The 25,896-nt window shown below is 60.3% G+C and carries 20 protein-coding genes and 1 pseudogene; 11 read left to right on the top strand and 10 right to left on the bottom strand.

Features of this window, described 5'->3' with window-relative positions:
- The first annotated feature begins 1 nt into the window (after position 1).
- The 5 genes from GL286_RS17085 (at position 2) to GL286_RS17065 (ending at position 5,230) form a co-directional block, all read left to right on the top strand.
- The gene (locus GL286_RS17085) at positions 2-1,333 is read left to right on the top strand and encodes a TraB/TrbI/VirB10 family type IV secretion system protein (protein ID WP_155096791.1); all 1,332 of its coding nucleotides are present in this window, start codon (positions 2-4) and stop codon (positions 1,331-1,333) included.
- The gene (locus tag GL286_RS17080; RefSeq protein ID WP_155096790.1) at positions 1,333-2,340 is read left to right on the top strand and encodes an ATPase, T2SS/T4P/T4SS family; all 1,008 of its coding nucleotides are present in this window, start codon (positions 1,333-1,335) and stop codon (positions 2,338-2,340) included. Before GL286_RS17085 ends, GL286_RS17080 begins: the two co-directional genes overlap by 1 nt.
- Positions 2,337-2,495, top strand: coding sequence for a hypothetical protein (locus tag GL286_RS17075; RefSeq protein WP_155096789.1), 159 nt, complete (start codon positions 2,337-2,339; stop codon positions 2,493-2,495). The genes GL286_RS17080 and GL286_RS17075 overlap by 4 nt, the downstream gene beginning before the upstream one ends.
- A gap of 72 nt (positions 2,496-2,567) precedes the next feature.
- Positions 2,568-3,203, top strand: a complete 636-nt coding sequence (locus GL286_RS17070; protein WP_155096788.1) for a hypothetical protein — start codon at positions 2,568-2,570, stop codon at positions 3,201-3,203.
- 209 nt (positions 3,204-3,412) lie between these two features.
- A complete protein-coding gene (locus tag GL286_RS17065; protein ID WP_170295262.1) occupies positions 3,413-5,230 on the top strand; it encodes a type IV secretory system conjugative DNA transfer family protein in 1,818 nt (605 codons plus the stop codon).
- An 83-nt stretch (positions 5,231-5,313) separates the two neighbouring features.
- On the opposite strand, the gene GL286_RS17060 is transcribed toward GL286_RS17065, so the two are convergent.
- Together GL286_RS17060 and GL286_RS17055 are read right to left on the bottom strand one after the other, a co-directional pair.
- Complete coding sequence (locus GL286_RS17060) at positions 5,314-6,363, bottom strand: GSU2403 family nucleotidyltransferase fold protein (RefSeq protein WP_170295261.1); 1,050 nt, start codon at positions 6,361-6,363, stop codon at positions 5,314-5,316.
- Between the two features lie 268 nt (positions 6,364-6,631).
- The gene (locus GL286_RS17055; RefSeq protein ID WP_170295260.1) at positions 6,632-7,198 is read right to left on the bottom strand and encodes a thermonuclease family protein; all 567 of its coding nucleotides are present in this window, start codon (positions 7,196-7,198) and stop codon (positions 6,632-6,634) included.
- A gap of 290 nt (positions 7,199-7,488) precedes the next feature.
- Between GL286_RS17055 and GL286_RS22610 the strand changes: the two genes are divergently transcribed.
- A complete protein-coding gene (locus tag GL286_RS22610) occupies positions 7,489-8,532 on the top strand; it encodes an SOS response-associated peptidase (RefSeq protein WP_246185001.1) in 1,044 nt (347 codons plus the stop codon).
- Positions 8,533-8,885: 353 nt separating this feature from the next.
- On the opposite strand, the gene GL286_RS17045 is transcribed toward GL286_RS22610, so the two are convergent.
- From GL286_RS17045 to GL286_RS17020, 6 genes are all read right to left on the bottom strand, one after another.
- A complete protein-coding gene (locus tag GL286_RS17045; protein WP_155096784.1) occupies positions 8,886-9,590 on the bottom strand; it encodes an FCD domain-containing protein in 705 nt (234 codons plus the stop codon).
- A gap of 78 nt (positions 9,591-9,668) precedes the next feature.
- Positions 9,669-10,598, bottom strand: coding sequence for a dihydrodipicolinate synthase family protein (locus tag GL286_RS17040; RefSeq protein ID WP_155096783.1), 930 nt, complete (start codon positions 10,596-10,598; stop codon positions 9,669-9,671).
- A 10-nt stretch (positions 10,599-10,608) separates the two neighbouring features.
- Positions 10,609-12,267 (bottom strand): thiamine pyrophosphate-binding protein, encoded by a 1,659-nt coding sequence (locus tag GL286_RS17035; protein ID WP_155096782.1) that lies wholly within the window; start codon positions 12,265-12,267, stop codon positions 10,609-10,611.
- Between the two features lie 74 nt (positions 12,268-12,341).
- Positions 12,342-13,859 (bottom strand): tripartite tricarboxylate transporter permease, encoded by a 1,518-nt coding sequence (locus GL286_RS17030; protein ID WP_155096781.1) that lies wholly within the window; start codon positions 13,857-13,859, stop codon positions 12,342-12,344.
- Entirely contained in the window at positions 13,859-14,302 is a 444-nt protein-coding gene (locus GL286_RS17025) for a tripartite tricarboxylate transporter TctB family protein (protein ID WP_170295259.1), read from the bottom strand. The genes GL286_RS17030 and GL286_RS17025 overlap by 1 nt, the downstream gene beginning before the upstream one ends.
- Before the next feature lie 93 nt (positions 14,303-14,395).
- Positions 14,396-15,388 (bottom strand): tripartite tricarboxylate transporter substrate binding protein, encoded by a 993-nt coding sequence (locus GL286_RS17020; RefSeq protein WP_155096779.1) that lies wholly within the window; start codon positions 15,386-15,388, stop codon positions 14,396-14,398.
- Between the two features lie 226 nt (positions 15,389-15,614).
- On the opposite strand from GL286_RS17020, the gene GL286_RS17015 reads away from it, so the two are divergent.
- Positions 15,615-15,947, top strand: a complete 333-nt coding sequence (locus GL286_RS17015) for an NIPSNAP family protein (RefSeq protein WP_246185000.1) — start codon at positions 15,615-15,617, stop codon at positions 15,945-15,947.
- 373 nt (positions 15,948-16,320) lie between these two features.
- Here GL286_RS17015 and GL286_RS17010 read toward each other — a convergent pair whose 3' ends face one another.
- The gene (locus tag GL286_RS17010; RefSeq protein ID WP_155096777.1) at positions 16,321-16,575 is read right to left on the bottom strand and encodes a hypothetical protein; all 255 of its coding nucleotides are present in this window, start codon (positions 16,573-16,575) and stop codon (positions 16,321-16,323) included.
- A 123-nt stretch (positions 16,576-16,698) separates the two neighbouring features.
- The gene (locus GL286_RS17005) at positions 16,699-19,845 is read right to left on the bottom strand and encodes a type ISP restriction/modification enzyme (RefSeq protein WP_155096776.1); all 3,147 of its coding nucleotides are present in this window, start codon (positions 19,843-19,845) and stop codon (positions 16,699-16,701) included.
- 255 nt (positions 19,846-20,100) lie between these two features.
- On the opposite strand from GL286_RS17005, the pseudogene GL286_RS17000 reads away from it, so the two are divergent.
- The 4 genes and pseudogenes from GL286_RS17000 to GL286_RS16990 all read left to right on the top strand — a co-directional run.
- Positions 20,101-20,519, top strand: a pseudogene (locus GL286_RS17000) (IS110 family RNA-guided transposase); the annotation flags it as partial.
- Positions 20,520-20,842: 323 nt separating this feature from the next.
- Complete coding sequence (locus GL286_RS16995; RefSeq protein WP_155096775.1) at positions 20,843-22,600, top strand: SIR2 family protein; 1,758 nt, start codon at positions 20,843-20,845, stop codon at positions 22,598-22,600.
- Positions 22,597-23,229, top strand: coding sequence for a hypothetical protein (locus GL286_RS22210; protein WP_170295258.1), 633 nt, complete (start codon positions 22,597-22,599; stop codon positions 23,227-23,229). The genes GL286_RS16995 and GL286_RS22210 overlap by 4 nt, the downstream gene beginning before the upstream one ends.
- Positions 23,226-25,652, top strand: coding sequence for an AAA family ATPase (locus GL286_RS16990; RefSeq protein WP_170295257.1), 2,427 nt, complete (start codon positions 23,226-23,228; stop codon positions 25,650-25,652). The genes GL286_RS22210 and GL286_RS16990 overlap by 4 nt, the downstream gene beginning before the upstream one ends.
- Positions 25,653-25,896: the final 244 nt, after the last annotated feature.

The raw sequence follows: 25,896 nt of genomic DNA, 5'->3' as shown, positions 1-25,896 counted from the left end.
CATGGTCGAGGATCAGGATGACAAGGTTGCGGCCCGGCTCGCCCGGTTGAAATCGCCACCCCGCACAAAACGCAATCTCCGGGCCTATTTTATACCGGCGGCAACTCTCGTCATTGGCACGGCGATGGGCGCATGGGCCATGATGCCGCGTGCAGACGGTAAGGCCGAAGTCGAAAGCCTGCCGACCTCCAGCGTCACCGAGTTCCAGCAGGATCCCGGTCTCGCCGGCTTCACGATGACGAAATCGCAGCCAGAGGTTTCGCAACCCGCTGCCGAGCCGACCAAACCCGCGCCGGCCATGGCACCGGACCCGGCGCTTGAGGAATTGCGCGCGCGTCTCGCCAGTCTCGAGCGCGAGAACAAGGCAGCAGTGGAAAAGCTGCAGGCCGAGGTGGAGGCCGAGAAAGCCAAGGCGGCCGAACAGGAACAGGCTCTCAATGACGCCGAGGCCGAACGCCGCCGTCTTGAGGAAGAATTGCTGAACACCGCGCAATTCGGCCTGCCCGATCAGGCGGCGGCCGAAGCGGAAGCGCAGCGTCTCGCCGATCTCGAACGCCGCCGTCAGGAAGCAGCAGAGCAGCGCCAGCGCCAGATCAATTCGCCAATGGTCGCTTTCCGCGCTGGCGAAAATGCCGCGGCCAATGGCGCGGATCCGGCCGCCGACATCGAGCCGGGAAGCGCTGCATCGGACTCTGCCGGAGCGCCCGACTTCCTGCGCGCGGGTGCGGGACGCGCCGAGATCACCAAAGCCGAACGCATCGCCCATCCCGGCCAAACCGTGGTGCAGGGCACGATGATCGAGGCCACGCTCGAGAACTCGGTGGATACCAGCTTGCCCGGCAATGTCGTGGCCAATGTCAGCCAGGATGTCTGGTCGATGGATATGAGCCAGGTGCTGATCCCGCGCGGCGCCAAACTCTACGGTCGGTACTCCAATGAAATTACCCAAGGTCAGCGCCGGGTGATGATCGCCTGGGACCGGCTAATCCGCGCCGATGGCCTGACCGTGCACCTCGAAGGCTATGGCAGCGACCGGGTCGGGCGTTCCGGACTAAGCGGCAAAGTCAGGAACCATACGCTCAGCCGTTTTGGTGCCGCCACCATGGTCTCGGTGATCGGCGCCCTGCCCGGAATTCTCGAGGCCGCTGCCAGCGATGGCGAGGAGGATGACGACAGCGAAGCCCTCGCCGAGCTCTATTCCGGCCTTGGGCAAGGTGCATCCAATGTCTTGGGCGGCACCATGGCGGGCTATCTCAACCGCCCGCCGACCATCACCCTAGATCAGGGCCAGGTGGTGATCGTGCGGGTCAACAATGATCTGGAGCTCTTTTGATGGCGGTTGGCTTTCTCGAGCATTATCTGCAGCCGCTCGCGGCGTCGATCGAGGATCCGGGTGCCATCGAGATTTCGATCAATGCCGATGGCCGGGTCTGGATCGAGCGCGGCGGTGACGCCCATATGTCCGCGGTCACGGATCTCACCCTGACCCCACGCGCGGTCAGCGATCTCGCCAGCCAGATCGCCAATGAGGTGCGCCAGCCTCTGACAGAGCAATCGCCGATGGTCTCGGCCACGGTAGGGTTTCGGGGCGTCACTCTGCGGGCTCAGGCCGTGCTGCCGCCGGCCTCAGTTCAAGGTGCGGTGCTGGCCTTTCGCGTGTTTCGGGCGCGCGGCGAAACGGATAAGCCAAAGCAGTTTGCCTTCCTGCGCACCCCGGACACCTCCTCCGAGGCGGCGCGACGCGAAACGATCCGGTCCATTCGCGCGCTGATCCAGCCCGACGGGGATCCCGATGCGTTTCTGCGAGCCGCCATCGCCGAAAAACTCAATATACTCGTCTCAGGCGGCACCTCGACCGGAAAAACCGAGCTTGCGCGTCGGCTGCAATGGATGATCCCGGCGGAGGAACGTCTGGTCCTGATCGAGGACGCGCCCGAGCTGATGCCAGGGCAGCCCAATCATGTGAACCTTGTCGCCAGCCGCGATGAGACCTCGCCGCGCTCGGCCGAAAAGCTCCTGCAGGCAACGCTGCGCTTGCGGCCGGACCGGATCATCCTCGGCGAATTGCGCGGCCGCGAGGCCGTCACCTATCTCGGCGCGATCAATTCCGGCCATGGCGGCTCCTTCACCACGCTTCATGCCGAAACCGCCCGCAAGGCCTTCGACAAGCTGGCCTTCCTCGTCCTGGAAACGGGTACCCGTCTGAGTTTTGCCGAGGTGTTGCGCTATCTGTGCGGTTCGATCGATCTGGTGATCCAGGCCGGGCGCATTGGCCATCGCCGTGGCATTCTCGAGCTCTGGTTTCCGGGGCTCGATGAGGATCCGGGAGCGGCGACATGACCAGTTGGGATTTCGCCGCCGACTATCCGGAGCTCACGGAATCTGATGCCGAGCGTCTGATCCGTGCCCATGGCCATGATCCTGATGAAGTGCGCCAGGATCTCGGAGAGAGGTTCACTCTGACCGCCGAGCTCTTTGCCTGGCTCGGCTATTGAGCGGGTGCCAGCTGGTCTCGTAATCCCGGCCTTGCTTCACCCTGTCTCCGTTTCAGCTTGAGGTGGAATTTCATGTCCGAGGATCACCCTTCCCTGCTTCAGCGGTTACGCGCCTATCTGGCACCCACATCGGCAGCATCGCTCCGGACCGAGCTCATTGCCCGCAGCGCCGCCGCGGCTGAAAGCCGTCGGATGATGGAGGATACCGACGGGACGAAGCCCGTCCGTCTGGTGTCGCCCCATCAGACCGAGCACGAGGTTTCGAATAAGGGTCTTAGAAAAAATGCCGGTGCACCCAGCCCTATCCCCGAAATGCCTCGCGCCATATTGAGCGATACTCGCCCCAGTCCTGTGATCGATGAGACCTCGCAGGCTCCCGGTCCCCGCGCCGCGGATGCTTCGGAAAAACTGACCGTCGAGGGCTTTGAGAAACGAATGTCGCGGGCGGATTGGCATTACGCCTATGCCGATGATCCCGAAGCCCGCCGTTCAGGCCGCGCTGAGATCGCCGCGCTGACCCAAGGCGCCGCGCAACTTGCCACCCGATCTCACCCAACCGCCCTTCAGGTCTCGCAGATATGGGACCGCATGGTGCCGCAAGATTATCGCGTCAGCTTCGAGGGCTATGCCGGGCAGCGGTACAAACAGCTTGAACAGGATGCTGGCCGTCGGGATGAACGGGACAGATCCGGAGATCGCGAAAGATGAGCATGCCCAGATTGCTCATCGTCCTACCGGTCGCTGCCGGTCTGGGATTGCTTCTCGGATTGATGGCTGGCGGGATCTGGGTGCAACTCAAAACCGGCGGCAATGCGCTGAATGGCGATATGTTCCTGCTCATTCGGCAATTCCCGGGCCGGGCAGAAATGTGGCACGAGCCTTGGGCCTCGGGCTATCGCCTCGGATTGATCGGGGCCGTGCTGCTCACGGGTTTTGCACTCCTCCTCTCCTTCGGCCAGAAGCTGACCGAATATGGCCAGGCGCATTTTCAGAGCAAAGCCGAGATCCGCCGCAATGGGCTATTGCAACCCATCGGGCGCGGCCTCGTCTTCGGAAAGCTTGGCAAGCCCAAGACCAGCAAGGCGCTGCTTGCCGCGGATTACGACAAATTCCCGCATTGCCTCGTCGTCGCCCCGACCCGAGCGGGCAAGGGCGTTGGCTATGCCATCCCGAACCTCTTGCTGTTTCCCGGATCCATGGTGGTCCTTGACGTCAAAGGCGAGCTTTTCGAGGCGACCTCGCGCCATCGCCAGACTCAGGGCGATGCGATCTACTATTTCTCGCCCTTCGATTTTAACCATCCTTCGCATCGCTATAACCCGCTCGAGCGCGTCGCCCGGATCCGTCATTCCGATGAATGCTATACCGAGCTCGCCAAGATCGCGGATTACTTCCTCACCGTTTCCGACAAGGGTAGTGCTGGCGATTTTCTGACCGAAGGGCGTGATCTCTTCATTGCCGCCGGTCTGCTCGCCATCGAGCGCGGTCGCCCGACCATCGGCGAGATCAGCCGTATCCTCTTCGGCCAGGGCGCAACCTCGAGCGCCTATGCTGCCCATGCCGAGGAAGTGAAGCATCCCTCCGCCGCCCAGACCTTTCGCAAATTCGCGGGCTATTCCGACCGTACGCTGAGTTCCCACGCCTCGGTCCTGAGTGGGGCCGGGCTTTCGCTGTGGAACAACCCCGCCGTCGATCGCGCCACAAGCGGCAATGACTTTTCTTTCGCCGATCTGCGTCGCCAGCCCATGGCCGTCTATCTCGTGGTCAATGCCGATGCCATCAAAACGCTGGCTCCGCTGATCCGGCTGTTTTTCGGTGAGCTCATCGCCACATTGCGCGCCAGCATGCCCGACCCTGCTCAGGAGCCATGGCCGGTGAAGATCATGCTTGATGAATTCGACCAGCTCGGGCCAATGCCGATCATTGTGCAGTCGCTGAAGCAGCTGGCCGGTCATGGCGGTCGGGTCTCGATCATCACCCAATCGATCCCGGGGCTGGAATCGACGCCTTATTCCGAGAACGAGCGCCTCGGCATCGAATCCGCCGCCGGCATCAAGCTCTATCTCGCCCCGAACGAGAAGAAGACCGCCGAGGAGGTCTCGGAGGGCCTCGGCAAGACCACCAAGCTCGCGATCAGTGACAGCCTTTCGCGTGATGGATCAGGCCTGCTGCGCCGCTCGATCTCGCGGCGCAATGAAGAACGCCCGCTAATGTCTCCGGATGAGCTGAAAAAGCTTGATCGCGACAAGGTCATCCTGATCCCCGAGCGCCAACATCCGATCATAGCTGAGCGCATCGTCTATTATAAGGATCCCTATTTTAAACATCTGATGGCGGCGCAGAAAGGACCCCTGCCCTATCCTTCGCGCGACGGTGAAAACCTGCGGCGTTTGCGCGAAACCGTCGAAGACCTGACACGGCGGATCGAGGAGCGCGGCCTCATCTCCTATCCGTCGATGAGCCAGCCAGAGCCTCCCTCCTGGGGTGAAACCACGATTCCAGATGCGCAAAGCGAAAGCAGCGCAGCATCGGCCGCGAAGGTGAAATCTTCATCGCCGAAACCAGATGACGGCGCATCAAGCCCCACCATCCAAAGCCCGCTGCAGGACATAATCGAGGAGAGGCCGACATTGAGTGCTGAGGAGATGTTGCAAGCATTGAAGCCGCAGGATCAGCGCGCCCTCAAGACCATGCAGGAGATCGAGCAGAAACTGCTGCGCAAGTTGGGAATTTGAGCCGGCCCGTGTCAATTTGCCGGCCCCGCGTCATCACGAAATCATTGTCAATGTGCTGCTTGTCCTGCGAGACGCCCGATGCGTCATTCCCAATCTGGCGTGAGCTTTTTCTGATCGGGTTTTGCAGGCCCAGCTGTCACCAGATCCGCCACGAACTTTGGCAGGGCGCTGTGCCTTACGGGGTCCAACCTTTCCTGTGGCAGCCGATCCTCGATCAGGTTGAGGACCGCTTCAGCCTGAATCTTATCGCGCGCGGCCTTGCCGGGATCACGGTCTGCTCTTTGGGAGATCCAAAGCTTATGCGCCGCCCATATGGCCGGCGCTGGCGCGGTCATTCTGACCGGAAAGCCACGGTCGTCGATGGCGATGCCCGTGAAGGCCGGCGCAGACACCAGCCATTCAAGGCCAACAATCGGGGCCGGAACGGCATCTCCTTCGATGCCGCTGTTCTGGCCAGGCATGACTCGGTGCGCCGGTCGCGCCTCGGGACGGATAAACTCGACCATGAACCCGTCCTTGTTGGTCAGCCGAAAATCTCCCCTCTGACGCTGCTGGAAGGACGGATCGACGGATCTGGCGATGGCCTCCAGGCCTCGCGCTTCGCCGTCAATCGCGATGCGCAGAGGCGCGCGGTCGTCGATCAGGACATCCAGATCTCCGGTGGCGACCATCTCCCCGTTGAATATCACCGCTGCCGCAGCTTCATAGGCATAAAGCGCATGCGTACCCACCACCCGAAATCGGGCCGCCGCCGGGCTTTCATCCAGCTTGCGGATCAGCCTGGCCGCGATGCTCGGGACACGCTGGTGGTTGAGCGCCCGCATCACTGCAGCCAGTTGGTTGATCTTGCCGGCCAAACTCGCGAGCCGTTCCTCGGCCTCCTGTTTCTGTCGCAGATAATGCGCAAGAATGGCGTCTGTTTTATCAGATCGAGGGCCGAGGCTTCGGGTCGACCTGATCCCGTTTTTTGTCGTTCTGCGGTACAAATACTCGCGGCCCGCCCGGAACTCATAAGACATGTTTCCGCTGAATTCGTCCTGTGATAGATTTCGGACCCGTTGCCACTCTTCGAATGTCGCGACGAGATCAACCCGATCACGGATCACACGGCTGTCTAAAGCATTGTAATACATGAATTTGGTACTCCGACGCACTACATTGTCAAGTATAATCACCAAACTCATATTTTTCAATATGATGCGGTACTACCATGGCCATGTGCGTCTGCGGAACCTTCGATCATATAGACATGACTGAACGCAACCTTGCCACAAAACGCCGGGGCCGATGGCCACACCATCGCAGGCGAAATCTGACAAGGCGATATCAAAGAAAGGCTGTGCCGGCGAGCCGACAGAACTAGCAGGGGTCATCCACCCCAGGTCATCCCGCCCAGAGCGATCACTTCCAGCGCGCGGCCCGCCATCCCGCCGCAATGGCTTCCTGCTCGTTGCAGAACCAGCGCTCGCCTTTCGCGAGATTAATCCGGGTCTTGGCATATGCCGGAGACGAGGGCGGGTGGTAGATCTTCTCGCCCTTGGTCGAAATATTGCCCTTGATCGGACAATTCTCCCGCGGTGCGACCGGCGTGGCACGTTCCCAATCCTTGGCGCGGAACGCCCAGGCTGGTTCGGACTCCGCCTTCCAGATCCCAAGGCGTTCTCTCTTCGCGAAGGCCTCGATGTCGACATAATCATCCGAATAGCGGATGAAGGCCCAAGCATGGCCGCTTCGCACCATTTCTCGGCCAATATCCTGCTTGCCCGCGAAGCATTTGGCCACAAGCCGATCGTAGCGATCGCGCTCGACCGGACGGCAGGTGATCTGGCGGCCCTTGACCAGCTTTGCCATGAATCCGGTGGCGACCTTGCCGCAAGCCCAGGTGCCACCCCCCGCGCGGGCACAGGACTGGCTGTGCTCGGGAGCGTCGATGCCATGGATCCGTATTGTCTCCGATCCGAGTTTCACCGTGTCGCCGTCTACGACGACGGCATGTCCAGCGAGACGCGGGGTGTCTCCCATGGCGCATGACAGGTTAGGCGCGAGGGTAAACAGCGACGCGGCGAGTGAGACAGCCAGACAAAGGCGCCAGTCAATGGCAATGCGCAATTTGGCAGCAGATCGAGCCGGATCACAGACGTTGGCCGCAGCACCGCGGAAAAGGGCCGGAATATGAAGAACGGAAAACAAGAATGCGCTCGTGAACGATGAACTTGGAGAGTTACATACGCGGGGAAAAACAGCTCCACGAGCACAATATGCGGAAGATGCCACGGTTTCGGCTGGCGATGTCTCGATTTATCTGGGTTGCGAATCATTGGTGTTCTCTAAATGTTCTTTCAATGACCCGCCGCAGCTCACCCCAAGCCAAGACCGATGACCGCGCCTTTCCCTTGCGCCTGCGCCTATATGTCCCGCCTAACGGCTTTGGCCGGTTATCTGATGCAATGTATCTCTGGCTGGATCGAGTCATTGGCCGAGACAGTTACGCATGGCATAGCGGTGGCACGACTGCAGGACGCGAATGCATTGCGCTATATTTCCGTAACGCTGCCGATGCGGAGGGCTTCTGTGCTGCCTTCCCGGAACTCGAACTGGCTGACGGTACGCGGTATCCCGGCTATTCTTCCCCTGCTTTGCCGTTTGGCAGGAAAACTGGCGAGGATGAGGCTTTGTGCAATCTCTATAACGTCTCGACCACACAGGAAGCGATGCGGCAACTGTTCCGTAGCTTTGAATTCACTGACAAAGCCGGCAATCTGGAACCCGGCAGCATCTATCCGGACCGGCTGGCCCCCATCATTCGCCACAACCGAGAGGCCTTGGAACTGGTGCGCGCTCGCTGGGGAATGCCTTCGCCCCCATCGGTCTTGAAGACCGTTCGAGACCCTGGCGTGACCAATGTTCGCAACACCTCGTCACCGCACTGGCGGCGCTGGCTCGGCCCCGCGCATCGCTGCTTGGTTCCGGTCACATCATTTGCCGAGCCATTGGGCCCGGGAAAGGGCAACCAGTGGTTCGCCGCGGCCGGTGATGGGCCGATGTTTTTCGCCGGCATCGAGGCGCGCGATTGGCAATCCGTCCGCAAGGTGAAGGATGGCGAGACGACAGACGATCTCTTCGCCTTTCTGACAACCTCTCCCAATGCGATGGTTGGCGCGATCCATCCGAAGGCGATGCCGGTGATACTGAACGAAGCCAAGCAATGGGAAACTTGGTTGTCGGCGCCCTTCGAGTTGGCCCTGAAGCTGCAAAGGCCTCTTCCGGACGATGGTCTTCGGATGATTGAAAACCCGATTTAAAGGCCGAGCAGCATGCTACCGAGCTGAAGGGAACTGCTGGTTTACAGTCGCTCAGGCAGAGAATCTCCGGCTCGAACCTGCCTTCTGCAGACCTAAAATGCTGCGTGGCGTCATTCCCGGATGCGGTCATTTGTGGCCTATATTGCCCTGCCGCATTACCGGAAGCGGCCGGACAGTCTTTACGCAGCGAGATCACCATAACCGTGGTTCGTGTGCGGACTCGCTCGATCGCTACCAAGAAGCATGCTAGGCAACTAGCATCCTGGGCGGAAACCACAGAAGAATGTTCATGGATCAGGTCACCTTACTGAGGCTGAATCACGTCATCGAGGCAAACTCAATCAGTCCTATGCCTAGCAGAAATAGTCCGGGTAACGTTCCCGCAATTCGGGCGCGTGTATAACTGTCCGGCTAAGATGCGCGCGCATGGCGATCCTTGCCTTGCTCTCATCCCCTGAGGAGATGCTGTCAAGGATTTCATGGTGTCCCGACAGAATGAAGCTGATTTTGTAGGAATCATGCGGTTGCATTTTGCGCATCCGCCCCAGATGCCCTGATCGGTGCTGAAGCACTTCATGCAGGCCCCCGTGCCCAACCCCGACAAACAATGTCCGGTGAAAATTTTCGTCCAGTTGCTGGAACTGTGCAAGCTGGTCGGGCATTCCGGCAATGGCCTCCTGCATCCGAACGATTGCACGCGCATTGGCGATGGTTTCTTCGCTGCGATGACGGGCGAGTTGTACCACAACCTCTATTTCCAATGCGGTGCGCATGAAATGCGCCTCGTAGATCTGGGCCATGTTGATCCGGCTGACCACGGTCTTCGATTGTGGATGCACATGCACCAGCCCGTCCTGATCCAGCCGCTGCATCGCATCACGCAAGGGTGTTTGACTCACACCGTATTCGGCTGCCAGTTCGGGCCTGAGCAGAATAGTTCCCGGCGGAAATTCCAGCCCAATTATCCTGCGACGAAGATCACTGTAAAGCTGCGACGCCCCGGATCGGTGGCTATTGGCCTCTGCTGCCTGGTTCGGCATTGCGTTCGGGTCGGTCACGTTCGTAATAATCCCCTGTCCGGGCGGGTGTGGAGCCCAGCCCCACACTGGCAGGGCTGATAGCAAATAGCTCTCATCCTATGCGGCCGACCTGTTGTCAAATTTGAATTCCAGCCCCATGCGGTCGATCATCGACCGGATCTCTGCCCGGTCCAGCGCGGTCAGAACCGGGCCGGGCGCGCGCAGCGCAGCGCATTCCATCGCCCCCCTTTGGCGCATGACCTCCTTGCGGATCGCGATGCCCCATTCGCCCTGCGCCTCATAGCGCAAGAGCGGCAGATAACGGTCAAAGAGATCATGTGCGCCCTCCCTGTCGCCGTTTCGCATCAAATCGTCCACGCCGGAAAGCATCTCCGGGAACGAGAACCCTGCCATCGGGCCATCAGCACCGCGCGCCAACTCCTGCGGCAGATACAGACCATTGTTCCCCGTCAGAATCCTGACGTTGGTTCCCAGTTCCTCACGCAATTTGGTAATCTTGGTGATGCTGGGCAGATCCTCCTCCTTGATCACGCCGATCTGTGGAAAGGCCTCGACCAGCCTGCGGATCAGCGAAGGCGACATTTTTACCCCGGAATGGACGGGAAAATCCTGCAGAACGGTCGGCGTGTTACCGATGCGGGCAAAGACCTCGTCGAAATAGCGCATCAGATCGTCATCAGTCTGCGTGCCACGTGGCGGGCAGATCATCACGGCATCTGCACCCTCAGCCATCACGTGTTGCGTCACTGTGACAAGCTGTGCCAAGCTGGGGCTGGAAACGCCGACGATGATCCGGTGACCGTTCGCAGCCGCAATGAAACGCGCAGCCGTGGCAATGCATTCGTCAGGCGTCAGCTTGCCCTGTTCGCCGCTGACACCCAGTACCGTCAGGCCACGCGCGCCGTGGCCATAGTAGAACGCCGAAAGCGTATCGATACTATCCAGATCCAGCGCGCCATCAGCCCGGAACGGGGTCTGGGCGACAACGTGCAGACCCGTGCAATCCTTCAGTGATGATTTTGTCATGGTTCTCCCCCTAGTTCCGTGCCGCCAAACCCTGCGCGCGCACCTGCGATAACGTCGCGCCAGAGGACAAGGCCTCTGGATCAAGCCGCAACTCGATCACGGCAAGGGTTCCAGATGCGCGTGCACGGGCAAAGGCAGCGCCAAATTCCGCAGTGCTGTGAACGGTTTCGCCATAACCACCATAGGCCCGCGCCAGCGCGGCGAAATCAGGGTTTGCCAGCGCCGTCCCGGAGGGGCGTTCAGGATAATGCCGTTCCTGATGCATACGGATCGTGCCGTATTGACCATTGTTGGCCACGACAACGATCGGTGCCGCGTTGTATTGCCGGGCAGTCGACATTTCGTTCAGCGTCATCTGGAAACAGCCGTCGCCCGCCAGACAGACCACCGGGCGATCCCGGTGCTCGATGGCCGCGGACACGGCGGCGGGAAAGCCGTAGCCCATGCTGCCAGAGGTGGGCGCAAGCTGCGTGAAGGGTTTTTTGTAAACGAAATAGCGATGCAAAAACGCCGCGTAATTGCCAGCGCCATTGGTCAGGATCGCATTGTCGGGCAGGTTTTCCGACAGCCAGTGGATGACCTGCTCCATTTTTACGTTGCCGGGAGTTTCCTTGGGTTGAACCCACGCTTCGTATTCGGCGCGCGCGGTGGCGGTCCAACCATCCCAGCCGTTATTGGCTGGCTTGGTATGCGCAAGCGCGGCGATCATATCGCATGTGGGCGCGACGATACCCAGATCCGGGCGATAGACTCGACCGAGTTCCGATGCGTCGGGATAGACATGGACGATCGTCTTTGTCGGTGCGGCAGGGTCCATCAACTCATAGCCCCGGGTCATGCTGTCGCCCAGCCTGCCGCCGATCATGACAAGGCAATCTGCCTGCTGAAGCCGCGCGCCCAGTTTCGGGTTCATGCCGATACCCAAATCACCGACATAGTTCGGATGGCGGTTGTCCAGATGGCATTGCCGGCGGAAAGGCACCGCTACCGGTAGATTCCAGGCCTGCGCAAATTGCGCCAGATCATCGCTCGCCTTTTCATCCCAGAGCGTTCCCCCAACCATCAAAAGCGGCCGTTCGGCACGGGCCAGAGCGGCGGTGAGCGCCTCGACCTGCGCGGGGCTGACCGCTGGCAGGATCGGTGCAGCGGCGGGCAGATCGGCAACATCGGCACGGGCCGAAAGCATGTCTTCGGGCAACGCCAAAACTACCGGACCGGGGCGCCCCGACATCGCCACGTGAAAAGCGCGGCTGATATATTCAGGCAACCGCTCGATCTGGTCGATCTCGGTCACCCACTTGGCCACGGTGCCGAACATCGCGCGGTAATCGACCTCCTGAAATGCTTCCCGGTCGCGGTGTGAACGGTCAATCTGGCCGACGAACAGGATCATCGGGGTCGAATCCTGCTTCGCGACATGCACTCCGGCCGAGGCATTGGTCGCACCCGGCCCGCGAGTGACAAAGCATATGCCCGGCTGTCCAGTCAGCTTGCCATGCGCTTCAGCCATCATCGCCGCGCCGCCTTCGTGGCGGCAAACGATATTTTCTATGGCGCTATCATGCAGCGCGTCCAGCGCTGCCAGAAAGCTCTCTCCCGGAACGGAGAACACCCGTCTGGCGCCATGAATCTTCAGTTGGTCGATGAGAATCTGTCCGCCGTGCCGCATGGTTTGGGTCCTTCAGGTCAGGCTGGGGAAAACGGTCGCGGCGCAAGCGCTGTGCCGCGACGGGTTGTGTCAGATCACGGCGCAGTAGCGGCCTTGGGTTTGCGAACGACAATCATGTAGACGAAGGCCGCTGTCAGAAGCAGGAAGAAGATGCTGTCCGTACTGGTCAGGAAGATCATAGGATCGCCGTCCGACAGCGACATCGCACGCCGGAAATACTGCTCCAGATCGGGACCGAGGATAAAGCCCAGCAACATCGCCACCGGAGAATAATTCGCCCGGCGCATGTAGAAGGCCAGAACACCCAGAACCAGCGACAGCGACATCTGGAAGATCGACAGCGTCGCAACGTAGCTTCCCACCAGCGCCACCACGGCGATACCGCTGTAAAGCAGCCCGCGAGAAATGGTGACCATCTTCAAAAACAGCGGCCCCAGAAGATATAGCGTCAACGGGATCAGGATCAGGGCGCTGATAATCAGCGATGCGAACATCGGAGAGATCAGGTCGGCCTGGTTTTCCAGAAGCCGCGCGCCCGGTTGCAGGCCGTTAATCACCAGAACACCCAGAACAATGGCAGTGGTCGGATCGCCCGGAATGCCGAACATCAGCATCGGCACGAAGGCCCCGCCGCACATGGCATTGTTGGCCGATTCCGCCGCCGCAATGCCTTCGCGACTGCCATTGCCGTATTCCTGTGGTTTGCGCGAACTGCGGCGCGCCTCGATATAGGAGACAAAGGCGGCCATGGATCCGCCCGCACCGGGCAGTACGCCGATCAGATAGCCGATCACGGTACTTTTAAAATACGTCCAGAGACCGATTTCGCGTACTTCGGACCATAACGGGATGAAGTCGCGGCGCTTGATCCTGATCTTCTTGATCTCATCAAGGTCAACTTCACTTTCCAGCCGCCAATTCTGCGCCTGAATGAGTATCTCACTGATGGCGAACGCCCCAATGACCAGTGGCATCAGATCAATGCCCTCCATCAAGTTTTCTGTGCCGAAGGTGAACCGCGGGACAGACAGCAGCTCGTCAATTCCGACGGTCGCGATCATCAGCCCCAGGAGCATGGCAATGGTGCTTTTTGCGATATTGCCTTTTTCGACAATGACGATGACCACCAACGCGAAGAAGATCAGCGAAAATTTCCCCGGCGTCTGGATCAGAAGCGAAAGCTTGGCCGCTATCGGCATGAACGCCATCAGCAGCACGGCCCCCAGCGTTCCACCGATCATCGACCCCAGCGCGGCATGGCCAAGCGCATTCGCGCCCTTGCCGCGTTTCATCAGCTTGTTGCCGTCAAGCGCAGTCATCATCGAAGATGGCGCGCCGGGAATGTTGATGGTGATGGCGGTGATGGAGCCCGAATACATGCCCGACATGAAGATCGAGGCGCACATGATCAACGCAGGCACGACATCAATCTGATAGGTCACCGGCAGCAGCAGCGCGATTGCCAGCACCGATGTAAGCCCCGGCATTGCACCGAAGAAAGTGCCGACCAGAAACCCGCCAATCATGACCGCAAAGTTCAGCGGATCGAGAAGCGCTGAAAATCCGTTGAAATAGCTAAGAAAAGTGTCCATCAGATAACCCCGAACAGTTCAGGCAGACGCACTCCGAAGATAACGGCATAGAGAATGTAGAAGACGGCCGTGACGACGAGCGCGTAGATCACGAAGGCCAAGCGCTGCCGCGTCCTAAACTCGAAAATGAAGAACAGCGCGAAGACGTAGAGAAGCGTTGACAGACCGTAGCCAAGCGGCTCGAAGACGTAGATGTAGACTCCCGTGGCAACCATCACCCACACAGGACGCAGGATTTCTCCTGGCTGGGATTTTGCATTGCTCGTTCTGAATTGGCGGACCAGTACGAACAGCAGCAGCGCATACATCATGACGGATGCCACGATTGGGATCGCGCGCGGACCCTGCCAGAAAGGCTCCGAAATCTGGGCGCGGATTGCGAAGGCGGCGGCCAGATAGATTGTGGTTAAAATCAGAAAAAAGACCGGCAGGGCAAATTCCATGCTCAGAAGCCTTTGGCGGCTCATCATTTGCATCTCCGTGGAAATGGATCGCGTCGGGCTTTCAGGCCCGACGCTGGGCTGGTGCCGGTTGGGTTACTTGGACAGGATGCCCTTTTCGACCAGTGCATCCATCTGGCTGAACAGGGTTTTCTGTGTCTCGTTGGACCAGCCGGTGACCTCTGCCGTGCCGAGCCAGCTCGGGGTGACGCCGACGTTAGCGACCCATTTCTGGAATTCTTCGCTGTCATAGGCCGTTTTGTAGGCCGCCTCGATCTTGGCCACGACGTCATCGGGTGTTTTGGCGGGGGCCGCGATTACGATGAAAGAACCAATTTCCAGGTCAACGCCAAGATCCTTCGCCATCGGCACATCGCCGTAGGTGGGGTTCGGCGAGGAGGAAAATTCTGTCAGACCAATGACCGTCTTGTCATCGAGCAGGTTGGCAAAATCTCCCAGCGATGTGACCGCTCCGGCCGCTTCCTTCGACAGAATCGCCTCTTTCTGCGGGCCCGCACCACCGGGATAGGAGACGATCTTGAACTTTGCCCCCGATAACTGCTCGAGCTGCAGCGCTGCAAGGTGAACGCGCCCGCCAATGTTCTGCACGGCAATGCGGACGGTTTCCGGCGACGCCTTCGCAGCGGCAAGTAGCGCGTCGAGCGTTTTGTAGTCAGAGCTGGAATCGATCACCAGCGCGTCGGGTTCGCTGGTCACGCGTGCGATTAGCTTGAGGTTGTCCAGCTTGTAGTTAGGTAGCATTTCCTGCCACGGAATGGTGATGATGCTGTCATAGGTCAGCGCCGCAATAGTGTATCCATCGGGACGCGCGCGCATTACCTGGCTGACACCGGTCGCACTGATGCCGCCATCGATGTTTTCAACATACATTGTGCCGCCGATTTCTTTCTCGGCTAGCAAGGTCAGCTTGCGAACGATCGCATCGGTGCCGCCCCCGGCACCCCATGGAACAACGACACGGATATCGCGCTCGGGGTATTCTGCCGATGCGGCCATCGGGGTCGAAACCGCTGCACAGGCGACCGCAAGGGCCGCAAATAGTTGGTGTTTCAAATCCTGTTCCTCCATTTGAAACTGGCACCGCCGTTCCGCGACACCCGTCAATATGACTGAGCCGCACCCGCGTCAGAGCAGGTGCCGTTTCCGCATTTCGCTATCCGAAATGATCGTCAGTATCCCACTCCGACAATCAAACGCTTGCCTCCCGCGCGCTCATGTATATTAATGCACGAGAATTATGAGCTGACAATGCATGAAATGCTGAATTTTTTCGATGTATTGCCAGATAATGAAGTTGGAGGATACTTCAGTGATATATGACCACCGCACCTATACCTGCCGCCCCGGCACGATCAAGAAGCAACTGGCGCTTTACGCAGAAAACGGTTGGAAAACCCAACGTCACCACTTGGGCGACCCTGTGATCTTTGCCGCAACAGAGACCGGTGACGTGAATTCCTACATTCACGTATGGGTCTACAAGGATGCCGCCGACCGAGAACAACGCCGCGCACGTCTGCAACAGGACCCGGATTGGATTGCCTACCTGAAGTTGAGCGCTGAGGCGGGGAACTTGATTTCTCAAGTCAACAAGATCCTGACCCCGACCCCCTTTTTCCCGAGTTAAGACGCGCCGATCAATCATCACGCCGAATGGCTGACGGTATCGACCTGGGCCTCGATATTACTTTTCCGCCGAGGCCCAGAGTCGGCTGTCAAGTTAACATGGCTTCGTTGGGCATTGGCACGAAGCTACTGGATTTCAGGCGACAGTTGCTGAGAGGAGTTGGTCCGGAAACGCGACTACTGACTGCGCCGAAAACGGGCTCCGATCACCATGTCGCTAGGCAGAAGTAGGCAAGTTTGGATGAGTCGGAGGTCCTGACGCCAGGATAAAAAAGGTCGGCCCATAGCTGACGGTCACCAGCTTCCAATGCTGCTCGGCGGCGTTCCTGAAAGCGGTCATTCGGCGCTTATCGCAGAAACTTCCAGTAGAAGGCTTATGGGCGCGTCAGCAGGCGGGCGGCCATCAGACGAAACGCTTCCTGCGCTTTGGATAGAGTTTGGGCAGGGTCGTCGCAACTCGCCACCCATAGGGCCGCGTTGAGGGCGGCGCCGTTCAGCAGGCGGGCGGCGGCCTCGGTATCGACCTCGCGCAGCAGGCCTTCCGTGCGCATAGCCGTGACGGCCGCCCGCGTCGCTTCAAGGCAGCGGTTATGGCTGGGCCAGCGCGACGGATCCCCGCTCAGGGGCACCGGCCAGATCACCGACGAGAATTAGCGCATCAAGACCACGGATCTCGGGAGCGGCCACGGCTAATGGGCTGCGAGACGAGCGGCGCCACGGGTCACAATGCACATCTCCCAAAACAAGGATCTTCATGGCGGGGTTAGGGTCATCTTGATCGTTTTCGCGATTTGCCCGGCCTCGCATAGGACTTTCAGGATGCGCTGGAAGTGCTTCACGTCATCGAATGTCAGGGCGCGACCCTTGCGATCCTTGAGCCATTTCTGGCCGGGCTGATAGCCGCCGATATAGGCATTCCAGGAGGCGGAAGGCACGTTGTCGAAGCATTGGGTGGCGTTAATCCATATGCGGCCGCCCTCCAGCTTCGGCGTGTCCACCACGTTGTCCCCGTCGCCCATGAACGGGTAGGGGGTCTCCCCTACGGCCGCAGGATCCAGGAGATGCAGCGCGCGAAGCTGTGCGCCTTTGGCGGAGATGTCCCAGAACTCGTCCGAGTTAGCGGGCCATGGAATGCGTGGCGTATCGATGCGGAGGAATTCCTCGAAGGTCTGAAGATACTCCTGGCAGTTCAGGACACCATAGATGTAGTCGAAAGTCGCCAGTTCGTCAGGACTTCCATGGATCGGATGAGATGCCTTTGAGCGCATCTTCTTCCATAGCTTGGGGTCGAAGTTCACACGGCGCCCTTGGTCCAAGTCCTGCTCTTCTGGGTGGAGATAGAGCGGATAGACCGAGTTGATATCATAGGCCGAGAAGGTTTTGTGCCCCGCGATAGATTTGACCACGATACCACCAAGCCCGTCTTTCGTCTGGCCTGGCGCGCAAATTGCAAGATTCTCATGGCCGACCAAATGGCGCATCACCTCGCCTCGGGGGCGACAATGGAAACCGCGGGACGTTCCGGTGAAATATGTCCAACGGATGTCTAGGGGACGATAATGGATCGGGACCGGATCGAGTTTAGGCAGACTGTTCGCAATATCCTTTTGCGCCCATCCGACCTTCCAATCTTCAGCTTCTGAAATTTTTCCGTTCTTCCGCCGGGCATATTTCTGCAGCGCGTCCCCCGGCTCCATGTCCGCAAAGGCCTTCACGCGGGCAGAGAGCGCATCCCGATCCATGTCGATCGTCAAGCCGTCATTCGCAGTGACAATCCCCACGGAATTGACGGGGAAAAACTCCGTCAGGGCGAATCCGCTATCATATGCCTCGAGAAGGTCTCGGTTGATCGGGTAGAACATCAGGTAGCGTGGATCAGGATCCAGCTTATTCCAGGAGATGCCTTTGAGACTCGCCTTCTGAAGGCTGTCGTATTTCCTCCTGCGAGGTCCCCACATTTCGGCGTGGTTCACCTCGGCGGGGGTCTTCTTTGCCAGCTTATCCTTCGTGCGGTGCTTGACGCCTAGGATGATTGCCACCCCCTGTTTGATGTCGAACACGTTGACATCGTTGGAACCGTCCGGCGCGACCTCCTTCTTGTTGGAGTTTCCGTGCAAATCGATGATGTAGAGCTTGTCGAAGCTCTGCATCAGGCGCCAGCGCATACCTCGGAAGGTCGGGTTGTTGATGTATCCGTGGTTCGTAATGAAACCCAGAACACCCTCGCCGGTTTTCTCGATCATGTGCTCGGCGAAGCGAATGAACTTGACGTAGTCGTCATTGATCCACTTCGAGTTACGTTCCTGGAGCTTCGTCTTGCCGCCAGGCTCGACCTTGTAGGCCGAAATCAGGTCCATGGCCCACTGGCCCTTGTTGGAGCTTTCCCCGGAATATGGAGGGTTTCCTAGGACACACATGATAGGCATGTCCCGCTTGATGGTGTTGGCACCCTTGGCCTCCCGGCTCAGCCACTGCGTGAAGGGCAGGGTCTGGTTTGCGGGCTCGCCCTCCTCCAGCGAGTTAGTCAGGTAGACGGAGAGGCGAGGGGGCTGCTTTGCCGGTTTGTAGCCCATCTCGGTCAGAATCATGTCGAGCTTCATATGGCACATCGCGTAGGAGGCCATAAGCAACTCAAACCCATGAAGTCGAGGGATTAGGTCCGATTCGATATAGCTCGACCACATGCCCGGCGCGACGCCTTTGACCTTGGGCGCGATCTGCTTGATCACCTCTGCCAGGAAGGTCCCGGTCCCGGTGGCCGGGTCGAGGATCTGGACGCGATGGACCTCCTTCTTGATCGTGACAGCCTTGCCCTTCTTGTCGGTCTGACCGGTGTCCCAGTCCAGTTTGACCTTAGAGACATCGGCGAGACCGTCGGCGAGGCCAAACTCGCTCTGCAGGACATCGTCTACGGCCCGGACGATGAATTCCACCACCGGCTCCGGCGTATACCATACGCCTCGGGCCTTGCGCTTGGCCGGGTTATAGGCGGCCAGGAAAGTTTCATAGAAATGGATGAAGGGGTCCCTGCGTGCCGACAGGCTGCCGAAGTCCTTCATCAATTTTGAGATGTCGCAGGCCTGGAAAACTCGGGCCAGATCGTCGATGATCCAGGCGATCCGATCGTCCAGATCATGGCCAGCCACATAGCCGAACAGAGCCCGCAGGAACGGATTAGATTTCGGAAGGAGTTCCAGCGCCTCTTGGCGGCTGAACGTGTTCCGGGTCTCATCGTGAAGCCGCGCCGCGAACATGCCGTAGGCGATGGTTTCCGCGTATATATCGGCGAAATCCGCGGGCGTGATGTCCTTAATCAGGTTTTCGCGGAAGGCCTGATACTGGGACATTAGCTCGCTTTCCAAGACCTCGTCATCGACCAGGGTCTTGCGCAGCACGTCCTTGATCAGGTTGGCCTTGCCGGCCATCCGGACGGCCAGATCCTCGGGGTCGGTGATCGTCTGGGGGCGCTGATTGACGAACTCTTGAAGGAGGTGCTCGAGAGCCTCGTAGCGGTCGGGGCGCGGCACAACACCCACCAGCAGATCCCCGATCGTCACGGAGGCGATCAGATCTCCGTCGCGGTAGAAATCCCAGTCCAGGCCGTTCGTGTAGATCAAGTTGGGCAAAGCGGCCCTGTAGCGCTCCTGCTGGGCCTTGTTCGCATCCTTCATGCCTCGGATGCTCACGTGGAGATCCTTGGCCTCCAGGTGGCCGATGACGAGCTCTCCGGAGGACACGATGAAGTCCGGGGCACCGCATTTGACGCGCTTCGGTTCGTTCAGGGCGGTCACGCCGAAATCGGCAAAAAGGGCCTCGAATGCGGATCGGTATGAGTGCTCGGTCGCGACGCCGGTCTTATGCACGGCCTGAACCTTGCTGATAAAAGCCTTAATTTTCATAGAATCCCCCGAGGCTTATAATTGTCGTCACGATAGCCCAGCCGGGTCTGGCAGGGAATCCCTGATGGGTGTGATTGGATTCAGGCCAATCACGGTCTAGGTGTTCAGTCCCGGCATCTGGTGGGTCGGGTTCACGATGAATCTGTCTGGCTGTGTTTCGGCGTGCAACTTTGATGGGGTGGACGGCCCCTATTCGGACCGCGGCGCAATTCGGCACCGTGGTATGATCAGGGCTCCAATATTGGAGGATCCACCATGTCAGATATCGCGACGATCGGACTCGACCTCGCGAAGAATGTGTTCCAGGTCCATGCCGTCGATGCCGCTGGCGTCGTCATCATACGTCGCAAACTCCGCCGCGCGGATGTGCTGCGCTTCTTCCCATCACAGCCGTCCTGCCTTGTTGGTATGGAAGCCTGTGCGACATCGCATTACTGGGCGCGGGAGATTGGCCGCCTCGGGCATGCCGTGCGGATAATGCCGCCGGCCTATGTGAAGCCTTACGTGAAGCGCGGAAAGACCGACGCCTCTGACGCCGAAGCGATCTGCGAGGCTGTAACCCGCCCGACCATGCGCTTCGTGGCAGTGAAGACCGAAGACCAGCAGGCCGTGCTGATGCTGCACAAGGCGCGTGAGCTTCACGGTCCACCAGCGTACGATGCTCGCCAATGCCATTCGCGCTCACATGGCGGAACTCGGCACCGTCACCCCTCAGGGCACCGACGGGCTAAAGGCGCTGAAGGCACACTTCCACGCGACACGGGCCGACATGCCCCGGCACGCCGCAGCAGCTCTATTGACGTTGATCGCCCAGGCGGACTGATTTGAATTGGGTCGCAAGCAATCGACGAACTTCGAGCTTTCAGTGACCTTAGCAACACCTCTCCCTGAGCATTGTTTCGGTCCATTTTGGCGAGTTTCAATCTCGTGCTGGACAACCTGTCGATGGACAATAATAATCTATTACGAATCAACATATTCGGGGAAGTGGAACTGCGTGGCGCTGGCACCGACTGCCGACCTGATTACCGTGCGCGAGGTGCTTGCAAAGTTCGAAGCCGAGTTCGCGACTGTCGCGGAGGCGGTCGAGAATGGGGAGTTCGCCTTATGGGTGGGGTCTGGCATTTCGCACCTTGCGCCCAGCCTTGGGGATCTCATCGAAAAGGCGTTCGACTATCTCCGCGAGCGTGCCGCAGACCCGCTGACCACTGCCACGTATATGCCGGCGCTCGAGGAGGCCCTGGGATTGGTCCAGATCGACCCCGGGACCGTTCTGGCGCAGATCGGCCAGCCCCTGGCGACGTGGCCGGAGCATGATGCCATCATCAACGGGCTCTGGAACCAGTACTCGCGCGTGCTGGATATTCCGATCGCGGGTATGCCTTCGGATTTTATCTTGTGGGACGCGATCGACGTTCGAGAAGCGTTCGCCAATCCCGCGCCTCCTGCGGCAGAGCATCTGTGCACTGCAATCCTCATCCTCGAAGGTGCGGTCCAGGAGATCGCCTCGGCAAACTGGGACGGCTTCATTGAGGCGGCCGTCGAGCGACTGAGCGGCGGCGTGCGCGGTATGCTGCAGGTGATCGTGGATCCGAACCAGCTAAGAGGGCCCGCTGGTCGCGCACGGCTGCTGAAATTCCACGGATGCATCATCCACGCGACACGGGAGCCTGCCGTCTTTCGGCGGTTCCTGACGGGCAGCTACACCCAGATCATGGGGTGGCCCCAGTCCCACGATTTTGCCGCGATGTGTCAAGCAATGGTGGGGCTAGCGACCTCGCACAAGACGATGGTGCTTGGCCTCTCCATCCAGGACAACAACCTACAGACGCTGTTCTCGCGCGCTGAGGCCATCCACGCCTGGCCTTGGCCCAGTGCACCGGCGGCGGCGGCGCACATTTTCTGCGAGGATACCATTCGCCCAGGACAGCGCGACGTCCTTAGGCTGTCCTACGGGGCTGCTTATAACCATAATCCCGCCGCGATGCATGATGCCACACTGCTTCGAGCCTGGGGGGAGAAGGTCCTGATCGCGCTCGTTCTCAAGCTCCTGACCGATAAGCTCGCTCATCTGGTCGATCTTACCCTTGCCCCGTTGGGCAAGGGTGCCATTGCCGCCGCGCTCATTCCCTTGCTGGGCGAGCTGAGAGACGACATCGCGGATCTGGCGGTTCCACCGCCAGGCGGCCGTAGCCGGACTCCGTTCGTGAACACTGCGATCGCTATCTGGTCGCGCTTGCTGGCGATATTCCGGGCCGGCGCTCTGCCGGCGAACGCCGACGCCTACGAAGCGCTTTGCGCCTCGACCCCTAATCTGATGGCCGCCGATCAGAACGCGATCGGCATGGGCCTCGGGCGGCTCGGGCTTGCGCTCGGCCTGCTGCAGGGTGGCCGAACGGCTGGTCTTTGGGAGCTGCGCGCGCCGGTATCGGCTGCGCTCGACGCCGGAGCAATGACCGCGCGCGCCGCGCGCCCCGATGGGGTTGATCGGCCGCTCTTCCTCGTCAAATCCGCGACCGAGGCGATCTCGCTCAAGAGCCAGGGTGCATTCGCGAATGACAATGCGATCGTGGTCCATGCCGACCATGTCTGGCAGCAGCTCGCCGGAGGCGCGAGCAGCGCTCGCCGGGTTCGCGCTGCTCCGGGACGAACCGGCCATGTCGGCGAAACCCATGTGAGCTTGGGCGCTCTGCTTGATCGCTGCGGGGACGCCGCCACCCTCCAGCGCGAGTTCGTCGCCGAGATGATGCTGTGAGCGCGCCGTTGGTTCAGGCCATTCAGGCCCGACTCCGCGCCGCCTGCTATGTTGATCTGTCTACGCCGTTCAGGGTGGCCGGCGTCGAATTTGCGTTCACTGGTGCCATGCGCGGCATCGAGGGGCGTGGGCTGGATCTGATCCTCTTGGTCGATACCACGACGGGAGATTTTGGCGACCGCGACGGCGTTCGTGTCCGGCAACGAGTCGAGGCGCTGAGCCGCGCGCTCGACGTCACGGCGTCGCGGTTCGTCGTGACCGTTATCCTTGCAGGCGCCGCTCTTGCCGAGGGTATCGAAGCGCTATCGGAGACATGCCGCGTGCTGCAGGTCGAGGGCGTGCCGCTCGACGATCAGGGAATGCCGGCGGACGCAAGTGCTGCATTGCAGCTCGACGACCGAATCCGAGTGCTCCTCCCGCTCACCTTACCCGCCGCAGCCGGCGAGACAACCGACGGGGCCGGTCCGGCGATGGCGCAGTTCATAAAGGCGCTGCCTGCCGGCACGAACCAGGAGCTTCTGGAGGCCGCGATGTTGGCCTCGAGCGACGGCGAGCAGGCGGTGACCGATGCGGTGGCGTCCGTTATCATGCGAACGCTGCAGCAAGATACAGGCGAGACACAGCCATGAACGATATCCTGCTCAAGAGCTTGGACGTCACAAATTTCCGCAGCATTCGCGGTCACATCCACGCGCCACTCGACGCCAAGGTGGTGCTCGTCCACGGCGAGAATGGCGCTGGAAAGACGAGCCTGCTCTCATCAATCGAGCTCGCGCTTACCGGCCGTGTCCAGTCTCTCGAACGCGCCGATCAGGGCTATGCGCGGCAATTGCTGCACCGCTCATCGATCAAGGGCAAAGTGGTGCTGCGGACGGCGCTTGGCGCGACAGAGCGAGACTACGAATCGCTCCTGACCGACGTTGGCGCGCACTCCGTCGCGGCGCTCGGCGCGGAGCAGGCGAAGTTTTTCCGGGAGCGCTCCTTCTTGCCGCAATCGCTGCTCGGTCAGCTCCTGCAGATCTATCAGGATGCCGGAAGCGAAGCGAGTTCCCCGCTTTCGCAATTCGTAGGCAAGCTCCTCGGACTCGATCGCCTCGACGCACTCGAAGCTGGGCTCAAGCCGCTCGCCGATGTCCGAAACGTCCGCAAGACGGTCGATGGATGGCTGGCGGCCGAGAATGAAAAGTCTCGCCTTGACCGGCTGCTCTCGGATCAGCGCACGGCCCGCAATGGCGTTGTTCAGCAGATTGCCACCGCCTTGAATGAGCTTCGCACACTGTGCATCGAACTCGGGCTGACAATCGAGGTCTCCGAGGAAACGTTGGACGCGGTCGAGGCGGCGCTCAACGACGCGTCCGATACCAAGAGCTTCGACACCCTCACGGATCAGCAGCGCCGGCTGGGTGCTATACAGCGCGAGATCAGCGCGGCCGGCAGCACCAACGATGGGAGCGGCGAGAACACCGCAGCAGACGAGGCAAGCGAGTCGTATGCGCGCTGGGAGGCCGAGCATGGAGGGAAGGCCAGCGACATACGTGCCCGTGTTGAGGCGCTGCTTGTTGACGTATCGCTGCCGAGCGACCCGGAGCAGCTTCTCGATGCAGCGTTAGCGCGTCTTCGCACCGAACATAAGCACGCGTCCGGTCGCGCGGATCAGGCCCGTACCGACTTCGAGCGCGAGGTCGCGGCGCAGAGCGAGCGGGACGTTGCGCAACTCCAGCGCGATACGATCGACCAAGAGGTCGGGCGTCTCTCGAGCACGGCTGGAAGCCTGGGTTCGGTGCTCGCCGAGCTCACATCTTTTATCACCGACGAGACCTGCCCGGTCTGCGATCGCGATTTCAGCGAAGTCGGCAAGGTGCCGCTAAGCGAGCACGTCCACCACAAGGTTCGGACACTGTCCGCGTCGGCTGAGCGATTGCTTGTGCTCGGCCGAACGCGGGGCGAGGTGCAGGTCACCATCGAGCGACTGAATCGCGAGATCGAAGCCATCGCGGCACGTAAGCCAGATGCGGAGGCACTTGCTGCACTCGACCGCAGGGTCGCGCTTCTCCCGGCGCTGATCAGCGAAGTCGACGGCCTCGGCGAGGTTTTCCGCGAAGGTGGCCAGCTGAGGGCGGCTGACGTTGCGGCACGACGCTTGGTAAGCACCGCACAGTCGCGCAACGTTGCGCTCTCGGCGGCACGAGAGACTCTCAGCGACTTCGCGCGCTCAATCGGCGCCGAGGGGCTCGCAGAGGGCGAAACCTTCTCGGCGGGGATGGCCCGACTGGAGGCGCTGCTCTCGGCACAGTCGACTGTGCTGGAGAACCGGCTCTCGCTACGGCGCCGGGGCGGCGACCATATTGCGGGCATCAGGTCTGCAGCCGCGCGCCGCAAGGTCAGCGACGATCGGATCACAGAAGATTTTGCGTTCTTCCAGCGGGCGGAGGAAGCGTTGGAGCGTGCGCAAAAGCTGCGCGACCAAGGCAATGCGATACGCAGTGCCGTCGACACGGTTCGATCGGCGATCATCCGGCGGGAGTTCAATGACCGTCTCAACCGCGTCTGGCGGGACCTTTTCGTGCGGTTGGCGCCTGGCGAGCCCTTCGTCCCGGCATTTCGAATTCCAGACGCATCGACCCAGAAGCTGCAGCCAGCGCTGATCACCGAGCATCGTGACGGTGGCAGTGCGGGCGGGACGCCGGGTGCGATGCTCAGCTCAGGCAATCTCAACACCGCTGCGTTGACACTGTTCATAGCGCTCCATCTCGCTGTCCCCAAGGATCTGCCATGGCTGATCCTCGACGATCCGGTGCAGTCGATGGACGATGTCCATATCGCCCATTTCGCCGCGCTCCTCAGGACCCTTTCGAAGGAGCATGGCCGGCAGGTGATGATCGCGGTCCATGACCGGCAGCTTTTCGAGTATCTGAAGCTTGAGCTCAGCCCGGCCTTTCCGGACGACAGTCTGCTTACTCTGGAGCTTTCGCGAGGGCCGCGGCGCGACAGCATCTGCGTCCCACGCCGTTTCGCCTTCAAGGAGGAGACGGCGCTGCTCGGCGCGGCCTAGTCCGGTCAAGATGGGCGGGCTCGACCAAGATCCCGGTTTCCCGGATTTGCTGCGGATGCCATGCTGCATAGTGGTTAGGCGGCTTTCCGCCCTTTTCGATTGCCTTGGAGATATGGGTGAACCGCCCCGGGTTTACCGGAGAGTAAAACACTCGAAGGATGAGCCCTATGACGAAGCAGAAATTCACCCCCGCCTATCCTGCCGAACTTCGCGAACGCGGTGTCCGGCTTTTCCGAGAGAACCG

The organism is Paracoccus aestuariivivens (genome assembly GCF_009711225.1).
Taxonomy (GTDB): Bacteria; Pseudomonadota; Alphaproteobacteria; order Rhodobacterales; family Rhodobacteraceae; genus Paracoccus; species Paracoccus aestuariivivens.
Note: the sequence above shows the minus strand (reverse complement) of the source record. Positions and strands in the feature narration are given on the sequence as shown.